This window comes from Photobacterium sp. AWH4_225 (genome assembly GCF_056158405.1).
Genome location: NZ_JBSWTF010000001.1, coordinates 1,571,651 through 1,591,194 on the forward strand (window position 1 = coordinate 1,571,651; position 19,544 = coordinate 1,591,194).

Annotated in this window: 16 protein-coding genes and 7 tRNA genes; 5 read left to right on the top strand and 18 right to left on the bottom strand. The window is 45.1% G+C overall.

Annotated elements, in window-relative coordinates; all coding sequences use genetic code 11:
- Positions 1-134: 134 nt before the first annotated feature.
- From ACXAD4_RS07545 to ACXAD4_RS07555, 3 genes are all read left to right on the top strand, one after another.
- The gene (locus ACXAD4_RS07545; protein ID WP_475240221.1) at positions 135-1,088 is read left to right on the top strand and encodes a M23 family metallopeptidase; all 954 of its coding nucleotides are present in this window, start codon (positions 135-137) and stop codon (positions 1,086-1,088) included.
- Positions 1,089-1,096: 8 nt separating this feature from the next.
- Positions 1,097-1,450 (top strand): bactofilin family protein, encoded by a 354-nt coding sequence (locus tag ACXAD4_RS07550; RefSeq protein ID WP_475240223.1) that lies wholly within the window; start codon positions 1,097-1,099, stop codon positions 1,448-1,450.
- 144 nt (positions 1,451-1,594) lie between these two features.
- Positions 1,595-2,491 carry a LysR substrate-binding domain-containing protein gene (locus ACXAD4_RS07555; protein WP_475240225.1) on the top strand — a complete coding sequence of 299 codons (897 nt, stop codon included), beginning with the start codon at positions 1,595-1,597 and terminating at the stop codon, positions 2,489-2,491.
- A 16-nt stretch (positions 2,492-2,507) separates the two neighbouring features.
- On the opposite strand, the gene ACXAD4_RS07560 is transcribed toward ACXAD4_RS07555, so the two are convergent.
- Complete coding sequence (locus ACXAD4_RS07560; RefSeq protein WP_475240228.1) at positions 2,508-3,272, bottom strand: glutathione S-transferase N-terminal domain-containing protein; 765 nt, start codon at positions 3,270-3,272, stop codon at positions 2,508-2,510.
- A gap of 266 nt (positions 3,273-3,538) precedes the next feature.
- Between ACXAD4_RS07560 and deoR the strand changes: the two genes are divergently transcribed.
- Complete coding sequence (deoR, locus tag ACXAD4_RS07565) at positions 3,539-4,285, top strand: DNA-binding transcriptional repressor DeoR (protein ID WP_475240230.1); 747 nt, start codon at positions 3,539-3,541, stop codon at positions 4,283-4,285.
- A 56-nt stretch (positions 4,286-4,341) separates the two neighbouring features.
- Here deoR and ACXAD4_RS07570 read toward each other — a convergent pair whose 3' ends face one another.
- The 14 genes from ACXAD4_RS07570 to ACXAD4_RS07635 all read right to left on the bottom strand — a co-directional run bounded on the left by ACXAD4_RS07570 (position 4,342) and on the right by ACXAD4_RS07635 (position 15,869).
- The gene (locus tag ACXAD4_RS07570; RefSeq protein ID WP_475240232.1) at positions 4,342-7,485 is read right to left on the bottom strand and encodes an ExeM/NucH family extracellular endonuclease; all 3,144 of its coding nucleotides are present in this window, start codon (positions 7,483-7,485) and stop codon (positions 4,342-4,344) included.
- Between the two features lie 37 nt (positions 7,486-7,522).
- Complete coding sequence (locus ACXAD4_RS07575) at positions 7,523-8,605, bottom strand: porin (RefSeq protein ID WP_475240234.1); 1,083 nt, start codon at positions 8,603-8,605, stop codon at positions 7,523-7,525.
- 562 nt (positions 8,606-9,167) lie between these two features.
- Positions 9,168-9,243: transfer RNA gene (locus ACXAD4_RS07580), tRNA-Val, on the bottom strand.
- Between the two features lie 47 nt (positions 9,244-9,290).
- A tRNA-Val gene (locus ACXAD4_RS07585) sits at positions 9,291-9,367 on the bottom strand.
- Between the two features lie 34 nt (positions 9,368-9,401).
- Positions 9,402-9,478, bottom strand: a tRNA-Val gene (locus ACXAD4_RS07590).
- 26 nt (positions 9,479-9,504) lie between these two features.
- Positions 9,505-9,581 (bottom strand) — tRNA-Val (locus tag ACXAD4_RS07595).
- 29 nt (positions 9,582-9,610) lie between these two features.
- Positions 9,611-9,687 (bottom strand) — tRNA-Val (locus ACXAD4_RS07600).
- Positions 9,688-9,714: 27 nt separating this feature from the next.
- Positions 9,715-9,791 (bottom strand) — tRNA-Val (locus ACXAD4_RS07605).
- A gap of 29 nt (positions 9,792-9,820) precedes the next feature.
- Positions 9,821-9,897 (bottom strand) — tRNA-Val (locus tag ACXAD4_RS07610).
- Between the two features lie 282 nt (positions 9,898-10,179).
- Positions 10,180-10,968, bottom strand: a complete 789-nt coding sequence (locus ACXAD4_RS07615) for a ParA family protein (RefSeq protein WP_475240236.1) — start codon at positions 10,966-10,968, stop codon at positions 10,180-10,182.
- A gap of 81 nt (positions 10,969-11,049) precedes the next feature.
- Complete coding sequence (locus ACXAD4_RS07620; protein WP_107297765.1) at positions 11,050-11,310, bottom strand: DUF5062 family protein; 261 nt, start codon at positions 11,308-11,310, stop codon at positions 11,050-11,052.
- Between the two features lie 127 nt (positions 11,311-11,437).
- Positions 11,438-12,481: a DUF3080 domain-containing protein gene (locus ACXAD4_RS07625; protein WP_475240238.1), complete on the bottom strand. Its 1,044-nt coding sequence runs from the start codon at positions 12,479-12,481 to the stop codon at positions 11,438-11,440.
- A gap of 99 nt (positions 12,482-12,580) precedes the next feature.
- The gene (locus ACXAD4_RS07630) at positions 12,581-13,951 is read right to left on the bottom strand and encodes an MATE family efflux transporter (RefSeq protein WP_475240241.1); all 1,371 of its coding nucleotides are present in this window, start codon (positions 13,949-13,951) and stop codon (positions 12,581-12,583) included.
- A 163-nt stretch (positions 13,952-14,114) separates the two neighbouring features.
- Complete coding sequence (locus ACXAD4_RS07635; RefSeq protein ID WP_475240243.1) at positions 14,115-15,869, bottom strand: diguanylate cyclase domain-containing protein; 1,755 nt, start codon at positions 15,867-15,869, stop codon at positions 14,115-14,117.
- Positions 15,870-16,080: 211 nt separating this feature from the next.
- On the opposite strand from ACXAD4_RS07635, the gene ACXAD4_RS07640 reads away from it, so the two are divergent.
- Positions 16,081-16,695 carry a riboflavin synthase subunit alpha gene (locus tag ACXAD4_RS07640; protein WP_475240245.1) on the top strand — a complete coding sequence of 205 codons (615 nt, stop codon included), beginning with the start codon at positions 16,081-16,083 and terminating at the stop codon, positions 16,693-16,695.
- 115 nt (positions 16,696-16,810) lie between these two features.
- Here the strand turns inward: ACXAD4_RS07640 and ACXAD4_RS07645 are convergent, their stop codons facing one another.
- From ACXAD4_RS07645 to ACXAD4_RS07655, 3 genes are all read right to left on the bottom strand, one after another.
- Positions 16,811-17,014 (bottom strand): CPXCG motif-containing cysteine-rich protein, encoded by a 204-nt coding sequence (locus ACXAD4_RS07645; protein ID WP_317521193.1) that lies wholly within the window; start codon positions 17,012-17,014, stop codon positions 16,811-16,813.
- Positions 17,015-17,543: 529 nt separating this feature from the next.
- Positions 17,544-18,407, bottom strand: coding sequence for a fructosamine kinase family protein (locus ACXAD4_RS07650; protein WP_475240248.1), 864 nt, complete (start codon positions 18,405-18,407; stop codon positions 17,544-17,546).
- Between the two features lie 231 nt (positions 18,408-18,638).
- Entirely contained in the window at positions 18,639-19,535 is an 897-nt protein-coding gene (locus tag ACXAD4_RS07655; protein ID WP_475240251.1) for a LysR substrate-binding domain-containing protein, read from the bottom strand.
- Between the last annotated feature and the right edge of the window lie 9 nt (positions 19,536-19,544).

Here is a 19,544-nt window from a genome sequence, read left to right on the forward strand (position 1 = left end):
TTTAAAAGCAGCTGATTGCATACTAACAATAATCAGCTTGAATGTTAATTTTAAGAATTTGACGTGTCTCGCTTAATACAAATGGAACATTGGTCGCTTATAAAATAAGTGATTTATCAATAGCTAGTACCCTTATGAAGGAACAAATCACGATATCGGTTTCCTCGATACATGGATCTAAACACTTTCAGCTGAGTAATAGGGCTCAGCGGAACTTACGTTGGTTGGCAATATCCGCAGTGACGGTAACGTTAACCGCGGTAGGTTGGATGGTGTACCTAAAGTCAGAAGCCGATGACGCGAAATATAAACAAATGGAATTGGAAGCTCAGTCATCAACATTGACTGAGGAGCTTGAACAGCTGAAGTCGCTGAAATTCGACCTAGAAGCCGATCTGGATGCCCGTGAGAATAGACTGAGCGGCGTGTCAGATCGACTGCATGAGCTCGAAACCCTATTGGGAGTTGATGTGACCGGGGAAGTCGATGCCATCGAGCAACGCTTGGATGTTGCGGCGATTAACTCTGCCGTCCGTACCGCGATTCTAGAGAGCTTGCCCAATGGTGCTCCCGTTCTGAATGCCAGGCAGTCTTCGCAATTTGGATACCGCGTACACCCCGTGACAGGTAAGCGGCGTTTACACCGTGGTTTGGATTTTGCGGTTAATACCGGTACGCCTGTTTACGCACCAGCAGATGGTGTCGTGGAAACCGTTCGTCCGAGTAAAGAGGGCTCCGGTAACTTCTTGCGCTTGCAGCATACCTTTGGCTTTTCTTCTTCTTATTCCCATCTACACAAATTTGCCGTGAAAGCCGGTGACTTTGTTAATAAAGGCGATCTCATTGCCTATTCCGGAAACTCAGGTTTGTCATCCGGGCCCCATCTGCATTATGAAGTGCGCTTCGTTGGGCGGGCGTTGAACCCTCGGCCTTTCGTTGATTGGAGTTTGGACAATTTTGAACATATTTTTGAAAAAGAGAGAAATATTCAATGGGCATCTTTAATAAACAAAGTGGAGCAGCAAGTCAGCAAACAACTACAACTGTCATCGCAGCGGGATGTGACATCCAAGGCGAACTCAAGCTAAGTTGTGACATGCAAGTCGATGGCAATATCGACGGAACATTGAAGCTAGAAAAAGGATTAATTGTTAGCCGAAGCGGTTCAATCAAAGGTGAGGTTTGGGCGGACAAAATCATCGTTAATGGTGAAATCGAAGGGGTGTGCCGTGCTAATGCCATCGAGATTTTAGATAAAGGCGTGGTCTCAGGCAGTATCTATTGCGATAACTTGAGTATTGACCGCGGTGGTAAATTCTTCGGTACCACTTTCCCTGCGGAAACTCAGCATGTTGTTGAATTTACGCCAAAAGGTAAAGCTGAAGAAAAGACGGCAAAGGGTACCAATGAGAAAAAAGGTGAAGAACAAAAGCTGAAAAAGGCGCAATAACAGAACCGGAAAGCGGCTGCTCACAGTCTATACTTATAGTTTTAATTAAGCCGCGTATTTTCAAATCGTTAAATCATTTCTCTATCAGACTGATGATTGAATTGCGTCGCTTGGTTTGGCTAAACCTCCAGACTTAGAGGCGCAATGATTTCCATTAAGCAACTGAGCTATGCACTTGCCGTAGAAAAAACCCTACATTTCAAGAAGGCTGCCGATCTCTGCTTTATCAGTCAGTCTGCCCTCAGTGCTGCGCTCAGTGAGTTGGAAAAGCAACTAGGGCTACAAATCTTTGAGCGTAATAATAAACAGGTTTTGGTAACGCCTATTGGTCAAGAGGTGCTTAAGAGAGCGAAAGACATTTTATTGCGAATTGAAGATTTGGAGCATTTGGCTAGCAGTAAAAGTGAACCGCTGAGTTTTCCTATCAGCGTTGGGGTTATCCCTACTATTGCGCCTTATTTGCTACCTATGATCTTTCCTACTCTCAATGAGCGTTTCCCACTTGCAGAAATCAATGTTGTGGAAGAGCAGTCCCAGCACCTGGTAGATATGGTGCGCAGCGGTGAAATCGATACCGCTATTTTGGCGCTGCCTTATCCCTGCGAAGGGCTCCTTAGTTTGGAGTTCTGGCAAGAAGATTTCTATTGGGTCACCCTGAAAGGCACAATGCACTCGCAGCAAACTGAGATCACCAGCGATGAGGTAACCCAAACTCGGTTAATGTTGCTCAAAGAAGGCCACTGCCTAAAAGATCATGCGCTGGATGTGTGTAAACTTTCTGGGCAGCGGGCAAACCATGGCTTCGGTGCGACGAGCTTGAATACCCTTATCCAAATGGTACAGGGTAATTTAGGTACGACATTGATACCTGCTATGGCTAAAGACCAGCTCGTTACCGCAAACGAGAAACTATCGGTTATTCACCTTAACGAGCCTAGCCCGCACCGGCGAATTGCTTTTGTCTTCAGGCCTAATTATACCTGCCTGCCAAGTATCGAAGTCTTGGCAGATATTTGTAAATCTGCCTTATTAGCTCATTGATTTCAGGGATCTTAAATTACCCCTGATAGGTTTTCTCCAAGTAAGTCACTATATCCGCCGACTCGAACATAGCTCGGTTGGTGTTGGGATCCATCAAGAAAGGAACCTGCACATTGCCGTATTGTTTGAAGAAGTCTTCGCGCTTGGTATCGGGCAATGGCTGATAAGGCTTCAGACTCCACCGCATGGTTGCTGGTCCCATGTCTGATACCTGTTGTTTGCCCAAGTTTATTAAAATGTACGTTATTTCCATCTCACATAGTTTTTCACGCACCAGCCGAGCAAAAGGGCTGGACTCAAAGCTGTATAAAATCAAAGGTAGTTCTGGCTGATTGGCAGGTTGGGCTTGAGTGCCTGAATTAAAGCGAACCGTTGATGCCAGCGTTGAACTTATTTGATTGGTGACTTTACCAAGCAAAGATGTCGAGGTTTTGACTGAGCCATAATGCTGGTTAAGGTGTTTGAGGATTGATTTCGCGCCCTGCTTGGCCTTGGATTGGTTGTTATCGACAAAGACAGGCGGCTGGATTTCATTCCCTTTACCTGATTTGGCCTTCAACGCTTCGAGGTTCTTGCCGCCTTTGGGGCAGGGTACAACCAGAATATCTAAATTTAATTGGGTCAGCGCTTCGCGGACCTGTCGGCATTCGGCATCATTCTCTTGGTCAAACAGCATGAGTGTTTGATCTGGCTGCTTGGTTGTTTTATCCGCCACGGTGCCTTGCCAGCAGCGATACGTTGAAGCAAGCAGTGAGGTGGTAACGTTTAGAAGCTGATTCATTGTTAACCTAATTCCTTTTGGTAAAAACAACGCATTGAGTGATTAATTGCTGGTGGGTATATCTATTCTAGTCGATAAAAGACAACCCATTCAGTGATTTACATTGCATGATTAACATTAGAAATGATGTAGAGGTATTTTGCCGGAATAAAGCGATCACGATTGAAGAATAAAGAGAATGTTCTATTTTGCTTTGAATGGTTAGATATACTAGAACAAACCATCTTGAGGTTGGTGAACAGACAGAAAAGGCGCTAGCTGGAAGCATGAAAACCGAAACAAAGCAGGAAAAACGACTAAGGCAGTTAGCTGAATTGCTACAGGGCCAAGATAAGATCCATTTGAAGCAGGCTGCAGAAACGTTGGCGGTGTCCGAAATGACACTACGCCGTGATTTAACCCTTCCTCATCCCACGCTGAGTGTGATTGGCGGCTATATCATTAATAAGCAGTCAGGCACAGGTAGCGCTGAGTATAAACTCATTGAACAGAACGAAAATCATGTCAGTGAGAAAAGTGCACTTGGAAAATTGGCGGCGCAAAGGGTCAACAACAACGACACGGTTTTTTTTGATAATGGGACAACCACTGTCCACATCATTCATGCCATCGATGATGATATAGCATTTACAGGCGTTTGTTTTTCTTTGAACATATTCTTGGCATTGAAGAGCAAACCCAATTGCAAGCCTATCTTGTGCGGAGGTCAGTTTGATGAAAAGTGCAATCATTTTTACCCGTTATCAAGCCAAACTGAATTGGACAATCTGCGGTTTGATTTGATGTTTGCCTCAGCGGCAGGGATTGATCTTGAGCAGGGGATCACCTGTTATGCACTTACCGAACTACCTTATAAACGCCAAGCTATGCGCCAGTCGCAGAAAACCATCCTGGTTGCCGATAGCAGTAAGATAGGCAAGGTCAGAAAAGCCTATATGTGTAGGATTGAAGACATCGATGAAGTTTTGTGTGACAGCGAGTTACCTAAAAGCTGGCTTTTAAAACAGGAATAAAAAAAAGAGGCTGAAATCAGCCTCTTTTACTTTTAATGGGTAGCCTTTAGCGGGTGTTACTTACGCTTTCTGCGCAGGAAGCCTAGACCGACTAGAGACAGAAGGCCCAACCAACCAGTAGAGCCGCCTGAACCGTCGTAAGTTGGTTCAGTGACTGTTGGAGCCAGCGAGTCGCGTTTAACGACTTCAACGTTCATCGTTACTGAAGAGTTCTCAACAGATTGAGCGCTAGACTTAGTGCTGGTTGGACGCTCTAACGTCATTGTTACTTTATAGTCACCCGCATCAATGCCGTTAACATCAAACAAAACGGTTTGTTTGCCGTCTTTAGTTAGCGTCATCTTCGGCAGGGTGACTTTGCTCATATCTGCCGGTGCTGGCGAGAACTGAATGCTTGCAATATCCCCCGCTTTCGCGTCAACCGTTGGAATAGGGTAAGCCACTTCCATACGGCCACTCTTTGTTGACAGCAAGACTGGTTCACCAGCCGTTTCACCATAACCGTAGCTTAAGGTGATAATGGCTGAGTCATGATCTGATGAACGATATGGATCTTGAGAATAGAATGGGTTTTGCCCCCAAGAGCTACTCTTGTATTTGCTGCTGTAATCAAACAGTGGTGATTCAGCTGCATTGATATGCCAATCTGTTGCATCGATGACTTTCTTAGACAATGACGGGGTGATCAGCACATGGTCAAGTGAACCAATCTCATCATTGTAGGAGTAGCTCCAAACCGCATGTTTTTGCTTGGTCTCTTTTTCGACCTTGTCGTTGATCATCTCAACGGCATTGATCAAGCCGAAGGATTTGGTGATCTCGGCACCATTTTCACCAAATTGTGGCTTGTAGCCAATGAAGGTATCACGTGCTGCGCGAATGGTTTTTCCTTCAGGTAATTTTTCAGGAATCGTGGTTAGAACCAACATAGGATCTTCGTTGGCGTAGGAGTTGAAGTCACCCATTACCACCTGATCACCACCCATTTTGGCTAGTTGCTCGCCCAGCGCGACAGCGCCAGCTACGCGGAAGTTTTCACATGAGCCTTGGTAGTCATCGTTTTTGACGTCATCCTTCTCTGTGTTGAAATTCTCCCAAGTCTCCCAGCCTTGCCAATCTTCCCAACAAGTTGAGCCTTTAGATTTAAGGTGGTTAACCGCAACCGTCAGTTTCTTACCGGTATTAATCAGGCGGAAAGTAGCGGCAACAGTATTACGCTGGAAGTTCTTACCGTTTTCACGGATTTCACCTTTGTCGTCTGTAATTGGTGCACCGTTTTCATCGGTGATGATAGGCGCTTCCTGACGCGGCATTTCAATAATACGAGATGATTCGATTGCAACCTTACTCGGACGGTATAGCAGGCCAGAAGTAATGGCATCACCGCCTACCGAGTCATGTTCATCCAGTACAACATCGCCGTTTGAGTCAAAACCCACAAATGCGTATTTATTGTGGATTGATTTTGCCTCGTTGCGGTCTTCGTAGTTTTCGTAGTAGTACTTCTCGTTGACGGCATTAACAAGTTCGGTGATGGCACTGTAGGTACCAAAGCCGTTGTTTTCGATTTCCATCAAGCCAATGATATCGGCATCTAGACCATAGATAGCCTCAACGATCTTAGCTTGCTGACGTTCAAAGTCGTATTGGCTTTCTGCACCACGGTTGTCTCCGTGCTGGTTTTCCGCACCGCCATATGGGGAGTTGAAATAGTTAAGGACATTCTGTGTTGCTATGCGAAGAGCAAAGGCATCAGATGCGGTTTCCTCACTGATTTCTGGCTTAGACTTACGGTCGGTATTATGAATGAAGTTTGAGTCATCCACGTTATTCATTGGGATTAGGCGGTAATCACCATAAGCAAAGTGAATAACGCCTTCAAGACCAACGACGCTGTCGTTAATGCGAATGTAGTTATTCTTTGGATCGTTTTTGAAGTTAGGGTAGTAAGGGATCTCACCATTGCCTGGCTTCTCGTCACTGTCGACAAACAAGCGGAAGTTGTCGTTTTCAGCCATCTGATCTTTAGATGCCTGGCTACCCGCAATATTCTCTTGGTTAGGTTGCATATTAGGGCGCTTGTATGCCAGTACCATGTTGTTGCGGCCGCCATCATAGTCGTAGCTAAAGGTACGTGATACCCGCATGTCTTCGTTGACGTCCGTTGTAGCTGGGTCAATGTCTTGAGGTAGTCGAACCAACATCCCTTCATAACGTTCAAGGGTTTTTTCGAAGTTGCCACCGTCAGCAGCAATCATCGTTAGATCAACAGATGCTGGTGGGTGAATACCTTTACTTTCGTCGACTAACCATTCATCTGCAGCAAGTAGTGTCAAACCATAATCTTCGCCTACTTTACCGGTAACGGTAACGGTTGAACCAATCTCAGGTTTGTCGTCAGTAGTTTGGATGAATAAGCCATTTGATGTCAGCTCGTTGCCATCATCTGAATAAATGTAGAAGCCCGTTACAAATGAGTTAGCAACTGCTGAGACCACGCCAGTAACACGATAACGATCAGTTGATAGGTATTCACCATCTTTCAACAAAGGTGAACGGAATCCTTCACCTTGGATTTGACCTATGGTGGTGTCTAAAGGCTCTGCTGGTTTTTCTTCTAATGTCGTATCACCAAGCCCAGAGAAATCATCTTTACCAAATAGAGACCAGCCAGATGATTTGTATGTAGATGATTGTGACTCTCCCTGGTAACGGCGGAAGGTTTTGTCTCCTCCCCAATTAGAGCCACCATTACCAATAATGTCAATTATGTTGCTACGCGGGTCGGTAGTACGAGCAAGGGTTACAGAGTCATCGCCATTAAAACCCATTGCGTTATAGCCAGAAGTCGGAGACAAAACATGGGAAGCACCATTATTACCAATCGCGGTAATAAGATCTTCGCCAGCTCTGCCGTGAACGAAAACAACAGCTTTATTTGCAGGGATTGTCACTCCTTTAAGGATCGATTCCTTTTTAGAGTTATAGATCATATTAATGTACTGGCCATTATCGTAGTAAAGGCCAACATCGCCATCGAAGGTATAATCAGTATCGCCAGTATTCGTCAACTCGATAGCTTTGTTATAGCTACTACCTTCAACGTACTCTGAGATAATAATATCGTTAATGCCGGCCATTGCAGGAGCGGCTAGGGCGGCAGCAACCGCTGCTGAAACCAGTGTTATTTTGTTTTTCATAGAAGTTTGACTCTTTATTTTTAGTTATTGGTGAGATTTAGAAATAGACGCGTGCGTAGGCGTAAACATCTTGAGCGGCTTCACCGACGTTGCCTTCGATAGCCAGTACCGATGAGCTAGTTGGTTTGAAGTTCACACCCAAGGTGCCCCAAGTACGGCTGCTACCCCAGTTGTAGTCTTTGCCGTCCCAGTACTCACTATCTTTGTCCCAGTTTTCATAGGCTTCATAGTTCGCCGAGCCAACCACTTGCCATTGCTCGGTGAGGTTATACTTGGCGGAGACCAAAGCACCTTCATGATCGAGAGTTTGGTAGTCGTTATAGCGGTAAGCTTTGTTGTTTGGATCGCTAGCATCAACTGCAGTTTTTTCCTGAGCGATATCTTCTTGTTCCAAAAATCCGTTGAAGCCAAGTGTAAGGTCTTGAGTGACAGCTAGGCGCATACCTAAACCAAGTAGGCGTTGTTCACCGTATTTCGATTCACCCTCAGAACCACCACGGCCTTCTATACCAACAACGATAGAAAAGACTTTGCCGAAATAACCTGCGTAGCCGTTCACCACATCACCCAGTGGAGAGCCGGAGCTAGACTTGGAATCGTAGCTGTAAGAAGCACCTACCTTGATATCACCGTAACGGCCTTCATATTTTACCGTCGCGTCTTGGTCACCGGCTTCACCGGTTTCTACCGTCGTATCAAAGGTGAAATCGCCGTACTTGTCGTAATCATCAAAGGCAGTATCGGTTAAGCCGGCTTCAATGTAGTGGTGATCGTTGAATTCGTAGCCAAGGTATAGTTTGTCGATGCTGAGCACCATGTCACCTGAGCCGTATTTCCAGTTCTCACGCTCGTAATCAAGTTCTAGGCGGTAAAGAATCTCGCCGTTTCGACCTTTGGCACCAAGTGTGGCAAAAGAATCATCAATGTAGCTTTGATCTTTATAAAACTCGCCTGACTTGAAATCAGCACCGAAGTGACCGCCGATACCGACTTCGCCGTAAATATCCAGATAATCGCCGTTGTCAGCTTGATAGACCGTAGCCGCTTGAAGCGACGGGGCAATCATTAGAGCAGAAACGAATGTCGCAAGAGCTGTTTTTTTATGTTTGAGGATGTTCATTATTTAACCTTTGTTGTTATTCAAACATTTTGGTTTTATTTTGTTCGTATTATCACTTTTCTGCTCGTATTGAAGCAAATATTAGCTATTAATAATGAGAGCACTATCAATATTCTTGTTGGAACTCATGAGAAAAATTTCTGATAGCAATGTATCTGAGGCAATTTTGACTCAATGAGTTACGTGGTTTTAGCCAATATTGCTTCGTGTTGAGCATGTTTGTTAACGGTTTTGCGAGCAAAAAATTGACGCGATGGAGTGTAGTTGTGAAATAAGTCACTTTTGTTACATTCACAACATTTGTGGTGTAGGTAAGTGTGTTTGATGGATAAAAAAACTGACTGCATAATTTGCAGGCTGATGAGAAGGTAGGTGTGTGTAAAACTTATACCGTCAACGAAGTGACAAAATCACCGGAGCTATAAGTAAACAGTGTTTATGCGGACTTTAATTACACGGCATTAAGTATGTTATTTTGCTGTTGGTGCAATATGGAGAAATGAGAGACAGGGCAGGGATTAGAAAGCAAAAAAGCCTGTTCCGAAGAACAGGCTTTTATAAGTGGTGGGCGATACCGGGCTCGAACCAGTGACCCCCTCCTTGTAAGGGAGGTGCTCTCCCAACTGAGCTAATCGCCCGAATAAACGCTTGGGAGCCTCAAAGAGGTAATGCGTTTATTGGAATTTGGTGGGTCCGGGCGAACTCGAATCGCCGACCCCTACCATGTCAAGGTAGTACTCTAACCAACTGAGCTACGGACCCAAATTATGTACTTCTTAGTGGTTAAGTAAGAAGTTGGTACGACCGAGTGGACTCGAACCACCGACCCCCACCATGTCAAGGTGGTGCTCTAACCAGCTGAGCTACGGTCGTACTGTCATTATCACGTTAAGTGATAATGGTGCGTCTGAGTGGACTCGAACCACCGACCCCTACCATGTCAAGGTAGTACTCTAACCAGCTGAGCTACAGACGCAAATTGTGTTCTAGGTTTAAGCTAGAAGTTGGTACGACCGAGTGGACTCGAACCACCGACCCCCACCATGTCAAGGTGGTGCTCTAACCAGCTGAGCTACGGTCGTACTGTCATTATCATGTTTAAGTGATAATGGTGCGTCTGAGTGGACTCGAACCACCGACCCCTACCATGTCAAGGTAGTACTCTAACCAGCTGAGCTACAGACGCAAATTGTGTTCTAGTTTTAAGCTAGAAATTGGTACGACCGAGTGGACTCGAACCACCGACCCCCACCATGTCAAGGTGGTGCTCTAACCAGCTGAGCTACGGTCGTACTGCGTTCCCGTGGGAACGAGGAGCATATTAGCGAGTGATGATCCCTCGTGCAAGTGTTTGAGTTGGCTTTTTTAAGTTATGGTGACTGTTTGCTTATGCTTTGAGCGCGGCGGATTATTTCTCGCCGCCGAGGTGGGTAAAATTGTGATTTCAATCACTTTTATTCGTCGTTGTATTTACTGGTTTGGCATTTGAACACTGGATAAACCAATACCAGCAGTCATTTTTTGATGACTGCTGGTATTAACTAAAGGTGAAAAAGCTATTGGGCTACTGTGCTCTAGCTGACTTCTGCACTCTCTGTTTGCTCAAGTGTTGCAAATAAATCGTTGAATGACTGGGTAAGCTTATGCGAAGGCAGCAAGTGGATCAGCGGTTGCTGGTGGTAGTGTGATTCCTTCATCTTGATAGAAAGCGGTAGATAAGGCTCAAGGATAGGTAAACCAATATCTTTTAGATCTGCAATGATCTGCGCTGGGAACTTAGCCTGGGCGTTGAACATATTGACGATAACCCCTTCCACTTCGAGGTTGGGGTTATGATCATCACGCAATTCCGCCACATTGTTGAGCAATGTCATCAAGGCTTGTTGCGAAAAGCTGTCACAATCAAACGGAATTAACAGCTTATTGGCACCGATAAGCGCTGCTTTGCTGAAGAAATTCAAGTTGGGTGGGGTATCGATATAAATCCGGTCATATTCCTTGTCTAACTCATCAAGGGCGTCGCGTAACTTGTAAATCTTGTAGCGGCGCTCTAGCTCTGATTCGATTTTTTCAAGCTTAGGGCTAGAAGGAATAATATCGAGGTTTTCAAATGGTGTGGCCTGCGGGTAAGACTTGATAGGCGTCGACACCGAAAACCACCCGACAGTTTGGTTAAGCAGCTCAGCAATATTCTTGTTGTTGTCGGTGTTGATATCAAAGCCAAGATAATGGCTGCTGTTACCTTGGACATCCAAGTCGATAAGAAGGGTTTTATAGCCTTTAGCGGCACTGATGGCGGCAAGGTTAGCTGTAATACTGGATTTACCGACCCCACCTTTTTGATTGAAAACAACACGACGCATAATGCTTGAACCTACCTTGGTAACTATGTGTAAATGTCTAAAAAGAATAGGCTACCATTAGCCTAATATGAGCTGCAATGCTTATTGTAATAACTCGTGGTCGGGTGGAAGAAGCCGTGAAATCCACAAGATCAGTTTGTGTTTCATGTTCGGGCCATCTTCCTTGTCTTCAGGGAGCGGGGTGATTTGCTTGAACTGAACCAATAAACGGTAAATGCATTCCACTTTGTCTTTTGATGAGACGGACTTGTCCAAGTCATCAAACCCTTGTTTTTGAGCAAAAGCCATTCCCAGTTCGAGCGCTTTTTTCAGCAACTTTGCATCGTTCTTGTTTTTCTTCATGTTTGGCTCCGCCTAATGTTGTTAGTTTCATCTTAGAGCCTGTTGCCACGCATTTATAGCAACATGGCGCATTTCTTTGCGCTGAGTCTTTGAAATTGTTGGCAGTGCAGCAGTAACCGTTAGCGAGTTAGTGGATACCCACTTTGATATTGCAGCGTTTGAAGGTTCTTTGCCAAAAGCTGACGTGTTTTAGGGTCGCCTGCCTGAACTGGTCGTGTAGCTCTCCGCTTATGTACTTCTCATAGTAAGGTGTAATGGCTTGGTTGTTGGCATGATCAGGGTTTAGCAGTTCGCTCAGAGGCGGGGATATTTGCTGGTACTGGGAATCCAGTTCGGCAAGATAAGGTTGTATCTCGTTAACAAAAAATTTGTAGAAGACATTGCTCAGGTACTCGGCTTGTTGCTGGTTACGATTTGGGCCGCAAATGAGCGCCGATTCACTCTCTTCTAGCATGTTGGTAATGCTATCCAACCATAAGGTGGAAAGTTGGATTGAAAAAATAAGCTGCCCGAAATAGTGGTGGGCATGTAGCTGCTCTTGGTGTTTGATAAGTCTATCGGCTTGTTTTTCTTCAATACTGGTTCCGGCCTGGATGTGCTGTTGGATATAGGCAAGGTGGTTAAATGCATTTAGGCTTTCATCGAAACCATAAAATAGACCTAGTTCAAAGGGTTGATGATGTATAGTCAACTGTTGCCGCCACTCTTTTTCAGTCGTGAACATATTCCACAGGTGATGGGCAAGTTGGGCCTGCTTTTGTTGTTTGTAACCATCGAGCATTGGAAGCACATCGGAATCATCCGGTAATGTTTCTTGGCAGTGATTGAGTCCATTTAACAGAATAAGCTCGTACCTGAGTTGCCGAGTTTTGTCCTGCACTTTCCCCAGTATTGAGTTGCGCTCTGCAATCAGGTTAAACAGACCGCACTTTCTCAACTCATAGGCATCAAGTAGATCAATGCGAATATCTTCAATCGGAACTAGGAGTTCTCTTGGCTCAGGGAAGGCTTCTAAATCATCGTCATTGATTGTCGCGGGTGAGGTATCAAGGACATTGGCTAGTCTATCGTTATAGGTATCGAAACTGCGTTTGGCAGTATTGGGCTCACACCCCGTAAGAGCCAGTAGGATAAATAACGTGTTTAATAAAATATGGGGCTTTGTATACATGCTTTAGAACTAGTCACTAGTAGTATGGTAAGTATACGCAGCAAAACAAAAAGGCGACCATAGGCCGCCTTTAATTATTGAACTTGCTAGGAAATCCGCTTAGCGCAATGACATCTGCAGTTGTGCTTCTTCGTCTTGCTTTTGCACCCAGAGCATTCTAGTGGCTAACATAAGTGCTGCAGCGGTTAGGCCGATAATGTTGCCGATCCAGAAGCCATGTGGACCCATTGGGTCAACTATCCAATCGGTCATACCGAGTATATAGCCAATCGGCAGGCCGAGGATCCAGTAGGCAATAAAGGTACGGATGAAGATCGCGCGCATGTCTTTGTAGCCCCTCAATGCACCGGCCGCCACCACCTGGATGGCATCGGTACACTGGTAGATAGCTGCCAAGAACAATAGTTGTCCAGCAATCATGATTACTTCACGGTTATTGGTATACATCTCAGCAATTGGCTCACGCAGTACAACCGTCATTACCGCAGTCATTGCAGCTGTCACAAAGGCCACAATCAAACCGCAACGGCTAGCAATTTTGGCTTCGTTGAAGTCCTGTCGACCAAGAAGGTGGCCAACTCTAATACTTAAGGCTGCACCTAAGCTCATCGGGATCATGAAGATCAGCGACGAGAAGTTACTGGCGACCTGGTGGGCGGCCACTATGGTCGAGCCTAGTGGTGATATCAGCAATGCAATTGCGGCAAACAAGGAGACTTCAAAGAAAATTGAAGCGGCAACCGGGAAGCCCAGGCGAAATAAGCGGGTAACTGCCTTGAATTGCGGTTTGTGCCAATGGTCGAAAATACCGACGCTACGCAGCTTTTTATTGTAGCGGATATATATCAGCATCGAGATGAACATCAGCCAGTAGACAATCGCAGTGGCGACACCACAGCCGACGCCGCCAAGAGCTGGGGCACCAAACTTACCGTAAACAAAGATCCAGTTAAGTGGGATATTGCAGGCCAGGCCAATAAAACCAATAACCATAGCAGGGACGGTCATTGAAACGCCTTCAGAGAAGCTTTTAAGCGTTTGGAAAAACAGGAAGCCCGGAACGGCAAATAGTACCGCATGCAGGTATCCTGTGGTTTTCTCCGCCAAAGCTTCTTCGACATCCATCATATCAATCAGGGCACCAGCGTTATATAACACCAAGATGATAGGTACCGAGATCAACGCGGCAAGCAGAAAGCCGTGCTGGACCTCAAAAGGGATCTTATCGCGTTTGCCTGAGCCGTTTAGGGTAGCAACAATAGGTACTAGGGCGATAAGCAGACCAACACCAAACAGGATCGCAGGCAGCCAGATACTGGCAGCAACCGATACGGCAGCCATATCTGTTGCACTGACACCACCGGCCATGACGGTATCGACAAACCCCATGGACGTTTGAGCAACAGAAGCAACCAGTACGGGGATGGCCAATTTTAGAAGGTGGCGTGTTTCACGCCGATAGTTGTGCACGAAAGCGCTCCTGATTGAAGAGTAAATAACGCGGGAATTATAACGATTAGCTAAAGCGACACAATTCACTTCGAGCAAAAAGAGAGTAATTCACAATCTTTGTTAAGTATCAGATGTTTATGGTTGTAGAATTATGCTTTCTCGAAGAGGTTGTGCATGGCAGTTAACTTTCCCGTTCTATCACTGCTCGGTTCTTGCCACCTAGCTTCGCCTCGTAAAGTAGTTTGTCAGCAACCGCATAAGATTTTTGTGGGTTAGCCGTACAGCGACTCGCTCCAATACTAGTGGAGACAACCACCGAAATGTCACTATTTCTGTAAGGGGTTTGAGCAAGCGTCGACAGTAACGTCTGGGTGATGACTTCAACATCTTCACGAGATAAGTCTGCTAACCATAACGCAAATTCCTCTCCACCAATGCGACCAAATAGACAGTTTTCAGGTAAAACCGCCTGGCAGGTTGCAGTGAAGTGCTTGAGGATATTGTCACCTTCAATATGCCCATAAGCATCATTGATGTGTTTAAAGTTATCTATATCTAGGATGAGTAACCAGCCTCTGTGAAAAATACACTTTTCATCAAGCTGTTGCCAGAAGTAGCGTCTGTTGGCAATACCAGTGAGCGCATCGAAATAAGCCATTTGCTGAAGTTTGGCATTAGCCGTGCTAAGGGCTTGGGTGCGCTCTTTGACCCGAGCTTCCAGCTCTTGGTTTTGTTGAGCTAATAGGGCGTTCAGGCGTTTGGTTTCTTGCTGTTGGCTATCTAGCTTGTGAATGGTGAGTTCAAGGTTGTGCTGCATTTTATTGAATGATTTGGCGAGAGTGCCGAGTTCGTCATCACGGGTAATGGCGATTTTGCTCCCCCAGCGCCCCTGGCTGATTTGCTCTGCTGCCCGAGTTAGAGATTGAATGGGTAAACGAATATGGCCTGCGGCTTTTCGGCCAAGCAAGATCGCAATGATTACCAAAATAATAGTGAGCAAGATGGCAACACGTTGCGCGGTCACCAACTCTGGTGCAAAGTCAGTCATTGGCGAATAGAAGGCAATTTTGACCAAGTCACTTTTTGCGAGAGTGTAGTCAGTGATAAACCCAGCCCACTCTTTGCCTTTGTGCTCGACAAGCAACAGGCTGTTACCCTTGTCATGATCTTTATTGATCAGTTTATCGAGGATAGGGGCGGTAGTTGGATTGATCTTAGTCAGAGTGCCGCCAGTAGGCAGGTGAGACTTAGAGGTGCTGGCCAAGATGACTTGGTTTTTGTAAAACAAAACGACATCACCGTGCTCACTGAGTTTACTTTTGCTCAACTCTTGAATAACGGTATTGAGGGTTAAATCCAAACCCCATACACCCAATAGTTTGCCGTTATCATCGCGTTGGGCTTTGGACAGCGTAATGCCAAGTAGGGTAGGGTCAAAAGCGCCGGCGTAAATTTTACTCCAAACTGGATAGTTAACCTTAGTGGCATTTTGGAACCATGCTTTGGCTCTGGCATCGAAGTTGTCGGTTGATTCGATGAGCTTTCCCTTGCTGCCAAAATGGTCTGACTCATAATGCTGCAGTTTTCCCGCTTTGCCATTTTCGGTTTCTATCAGGAAATAATGCTCATTGCCTTGATGGCCAGCGGAAAGTAGTCCTCCATCCATATTACCAAAATAGAAATAATCTATTTCGTCGTGATGGTTAAGTACATTAGTGATGTGGTGAAGCAGTGCCTCCCTGTTCTCAACGACTGTACTTAATTCTGATTGGATGCGCTCTTGGTGTTCATAGACTTTATTGGCGTCTGTAAAGAATTCATCAAGATGATTGAGAACAGCTTGGCTTGCATGCTGGTAGATATTTTCTATCGTGTGGTGGACAATCCTTGCCGCACTTTGATGCCACAGAAAGCCAATCGGAATTGCAGTTAACACAACTAACAATGCTAATAACACCTGTATGTGCCTGTTAAGATTATTTCTTAGGTGTGCAAGCATGTTGAGTCCAATTGAGTACAGGCTTCAATAAATGGGTAAATATGTGCTGAGCATATAGGGTTAAACCTAATAGTGCAATTTGGCTTGCTTTTTACCGAACTAATTTACTGTTAACATGCTGAAAGTTAGCTTATCCGCAGGAGTTGTTATGTTTACCGGAATTGTTCAGGGCACCGCAGAAGTTATTGCGATTGAGAAGAAAGAAGCGTTTCAAACCCATGTTGTTCGTTTGTTCGGCAAGATGCGCGAAGGACTGGAAATTGGTGCCTCTGTGGCGCATAACGGCTGCTGTTTAACAGTCACTAAGTTAGAAGGTGACAATGTTTCTTTCGATCTGATGCAAGAAACATTGGCAGTCACTAACCTTGGAGAGCTTAATGTTGGTGATAAGGTGAACATTGAGCGTGCGGCAAAGTTTGGTGATGAAATAGGTGGCCATTCCATGTCGGGTCATATCAATGCTGTAACGCAGATTGTTGATATCGAAGTCTCGCCAAACAATACAACTATTTGGTTTGAAATTCCCAAGTCATACAATAAATATATATTACGGAAGGGATATATTGGCTTGGATGGTTGTTCTTTAACTATTGGTACCGTTGAAGAAGAGCGTTTTTGTGTTCACCTTATTCCAGAAACTCTGCAGAGAACATTATTTGGCGTCAAGGAAGTGGGCGATAACGTCAATATTGAAATTGATCCGCAAACTCAAGCAATTGTCGATACCGTAGAAAGGGTATTGGCAGAAAAGGGCCTTGCATAAATCAATAAGGCTAATAACACTAATAGCAATGTGCTTGAAATAATGAAAACCCCTACATAGCAGTAGGGGTTTTTGCTTATTGATATTGGTGATTAATTGTCGCCAACATTAAAGATTAGAATATTTGCTCATCATCAGCGTCCACAAACAAATTGATGGTTTTATGCTGCTCATCAACTTGCATATTTAGGTGAATAGCATGGCAACAGGCAGGGCAGTCATCATAAAACTCTTGGCTACCTGCACTGGCATCAAGGGTAATGGGGATGTTGTGGCCGCAATGTGGGCATACCACTGTCTGCTCTGTGAAATTCTTCATAGTGTACTCCTTGCAAACTTATGACAAGAATTAGCATCCAAGTTGCAATAATTCTCAAGAACACGACCGGTTCAGTTCAATGATTTAACTTTAGCGTTAAGCGTTCGTTTTCGCCTCAAATTAACTATAAAGTTTGAAGTGATAGAAAAAACTGAAAAAGAAATAAAAGTCAGGAGTTGGAACATGAAAAAAGACTGGACGTATAAATTTTTGTTTATATTAACAAAATAAAACTTAGGTCAGAATTGGAACATTTATTGTGTGAATGCATGGGGGTAAAAAGGTGCAAAAAATATAATGGTTTAATTTACACCTTTTCAAAATAGTAGGTTACTTGTTAGTTGCAAAAAGTTGCTTATTTACTTCGAGTAACGACTTAAGTTTGCTATCAGCAATGGCTCAGCAATGGCTCAGCAATGGCTCAGCGAGGGCATTGGCATAACCAGTATCAGGTATAAGCCGGAGCAAGTTGTCGCTCCGGCTTTGAATCGTTAAACGGTCACACAAATGACGAACTGCTAAAAAATATTTATTTTAGCCCGAGTTTTTCCATCATTTGTTCAGCTTGCGTGATGTAGCTGCCGCCAAATAAGTTGCAGTGATTAAGAACATGGTAGAGGTTGTAGAGATCTTTGCGCTCCTCATAACCATCATCCAGCGGCCAGACAGACTGGTAACCTTCATAGAAGCTTGGTGGGAAACCACCAAACAACTCGGTCATGGCGATATCACACTCGCGATCGCCCCAGTAACTGGCAGGATCAAAAATGATCGGCCCGGTGACGGTAAGGGCAGTATTGCCATGCCAAAGATCACCATGAAGCAAAGATGGCTTAGGCTGGTGGTGGACCAGAAGATCGATAACCTTGCCAGTGATCGTGTCTATGTTGCCAAAGTCGATCCCTTTTTCTGAGCAGAGCTGCAATTGCCACGCAATACGCTGCTCGGCAAAGAAGCGGCACCACTTCCTGCGCCACTGGTTGGGCTGCGGGGTTCGGCCTACATAGTTGTCGAGATCAAAGCCGTATTCGCCCTGTTCGCCCCAGGCATGCATTCGCGCTAACTGTTCACCAAGAGTATAAGCAGATTGGTTATCGATCACTTTGGTCGGCAGGTAATTGAGCACAATGAAAGCACGGTCTTTGGTTGCGCCTAGATGGATAAACTGAGGCACCTGAATGCAGTCAGTTTCGTTGAGCATTCTCAGGCTTTCGGCTTCAGTTTCGAACATTACAAGCCGTTCGCGGTCATTGAGTTTGACGAAGTAGCGCTCGTCTTCGTCGCCGATGCAGTAGCATTCATTAATGTCACCGCCTTCAAGCACTTCCTTTTCGCTGATTTTGAATGGTCTATCCAATACCTCAGAAAGTTGGTGAGAAATTGCTTGCCACATAGCATCCTCCACGAAACATCAATATGCAGTTGGGCTTGTTGCCTCTCAACATAGTAGTCTATTTATTGAGCGAATAACTGGGTATTTATCAAGGTTTTAATGTTTGATTGCCAAATTAGCGTGTATGAACCTTTGATTAATTTTCCATTGGGCATCAATTAGCACTTCTTTGTCTTCATTTATGCACTGGCTTTGTGGGTGTATGACTCAAACCGTCTTATCTCCTGCTATTTATTTATCCAGTGCTTCGCCGGTATACATAAGGTATTCAACACAAAGGGAATAAAATGCATTTGCCTGAGGCGAAATAGTCCGGTCGGTGAGACGGAAAATACCGATATCACGCTTCAATGGTGGATCAATCAATGGACGCCAGACCAACTTGGTTTCATTTGTAGGAAAAGCTAATTTAGGCAGGGTGGTAATACCTATTCCCAATTCCAAAACAGAAAATAAAGAGGTGATGTTCTCGACGGAATAGAGCGCTTTCTCACTGAGCACATGGGCAGGCGTCGATTCTAGTAACGTACAGGTACCATTACGAATAAACGGTTGCTTGAGCAAAGTTTCCCAGCTTATCCCTTGTTCGTGCTGGGCGAGAGGGTTGTCTTGTAGGCAAACTACGCCAAGTGGATCTGACAATAAGGGAGTGAAAGAGATGGCATCATCTTCAACCTGTGAGCAGTTACCCAAGGCTAAATCGACTTCTCCGGCTAATAACCTAGCTTCAACCCCTGCGGCGTTATCGTCTATCAAACTCACTTCTACTTTGGGGTAGCGCTCACAGAATGCTGCCAACACGCTCGGGATCAGTTTAGCGGCAACGGAAGGGACGCAAGCGATGCGCACTTTGCCTTGCTGACCCGAGGCAATGGCTTTTAGATCATTATCGAGATCATTGTAAATACTCAAGAACTGGGAAATTTTAGGGTAAGACACTTTACCAAATGGGGTGAGTTGCGCCTTATGTCCGGTTTCGAACAGCGCTTGGCCTAATGTCCTTTCTAACTCTTTGACAGAAGTAGACAGTGCTGCCTGTGAGCGGTTTGCCCGTTTTGCTGCGGCTCTGAAGCCGCCTTCTTCGACTACCATCACAAAATGAATCATTTGCTGAAGCTTAATTCCCATTGAACCCTC

Bases quoted from the DNA above. Each gene is read 5' to 3' on its own strand.
- ACXAD4_RS07545 (WP_475240221.1), top strand. From the start codon at position 135: ATGAAGGAACAAATCACGATATCGGTTTCCTCGATACATGGATCTAAA.
- ACXAD4_RS07550 (WP_475240223.1), top strand. From the start codon at position 1,097: ATGCAAGTCGATGGCAATATCGACGGAACATTGAAGCTAGAAAAAGGA.
- ACXAD4_RS07555 (WP_475240225.1), top strand. From the start codon at position 1,595: ATGATTTCCATTAAGCAACTGAGCTATGCACTTGCCGTAGAAAAAACC.
- ACXAD4_RS07560 (WP_475240228.1), bottom strand. From the start codon at position 3,272: ATGAATCAGCTTCTAAACGTTACCACCTCACTGCTTGCTTCAACGTAT.
- deoR (WP_475240230.1), top strand. From the start codon at position 3,539: ATGAAAACCGAAACAAAGCAGGAAAAACGACTAAGGCAGTTAGCTGAA.
- ACXAD4_RS07570 (WP_475240232.1), bottom strand. From the start codon at position 7,485: ATGAAAAACAAAATAACACTGGTTTCAGCAGCGGTTGCTGCCGCCCTA.
- ACXAD4_RS07575 (WP_475240234.1), bottom strand. From the start codon at position 8,605: ATGAACATCCTCAAACATAAAAAAACAGCTCTTGCGACATTCGTTTCT.
- ACXAD4_RS07615 (WP_475240236.1), bottom strand. From the start codon at position 10,968: ATGCGTCGTGTTGTTTTCAATCAAAAAGGTGGGGTCGGTAAATCCAGT.
- ACXAD4_RS07620 (WP_107297765.1), bottom strand. From the start codon at position 11,310: ATGAAGAAAAACAAGAACGATGCAAAGTTGCTGAAAAAAGCGCTCGAA.
- ACXAD4_RS07625 (WP_475240238.1), bottom strand. From the start codon at position 12,481: ATGTATACAAAGCCCCATATTTTATTAAACACGTTATTTATCCTACTG.
- ACXAD4_RS07640 (WP_475240245.1), top strand. From the start codon at position 16,081: ATGTTTACCGGAATTGTTCAGGGCACCGCAGAAGTTATTGCGATTGAG.
- ACXAD4_RS07645 (WP_317521193.1), bottom strand. From the start codon at position 17,014: ATGAAGAATTTCACAGAGCAGACAGTGGTATGCCCACATTGCGGCCAC.
- ACXAD4_RS07650 (WP_475240248.1), bottom strand. From the start codon at position 18,407: ATGTGGCAAGCAATTTCTCACCAACTTTCTGAGGTATTGGATAGACCA.
- ACXAD4_RS07655 (WP_475240251.1), bottom strand. From the start codon at position 19,535: ATGGGAATTAAGCTTCAGCAAATGATTCATTTTGTGATGGTAGTCGAA.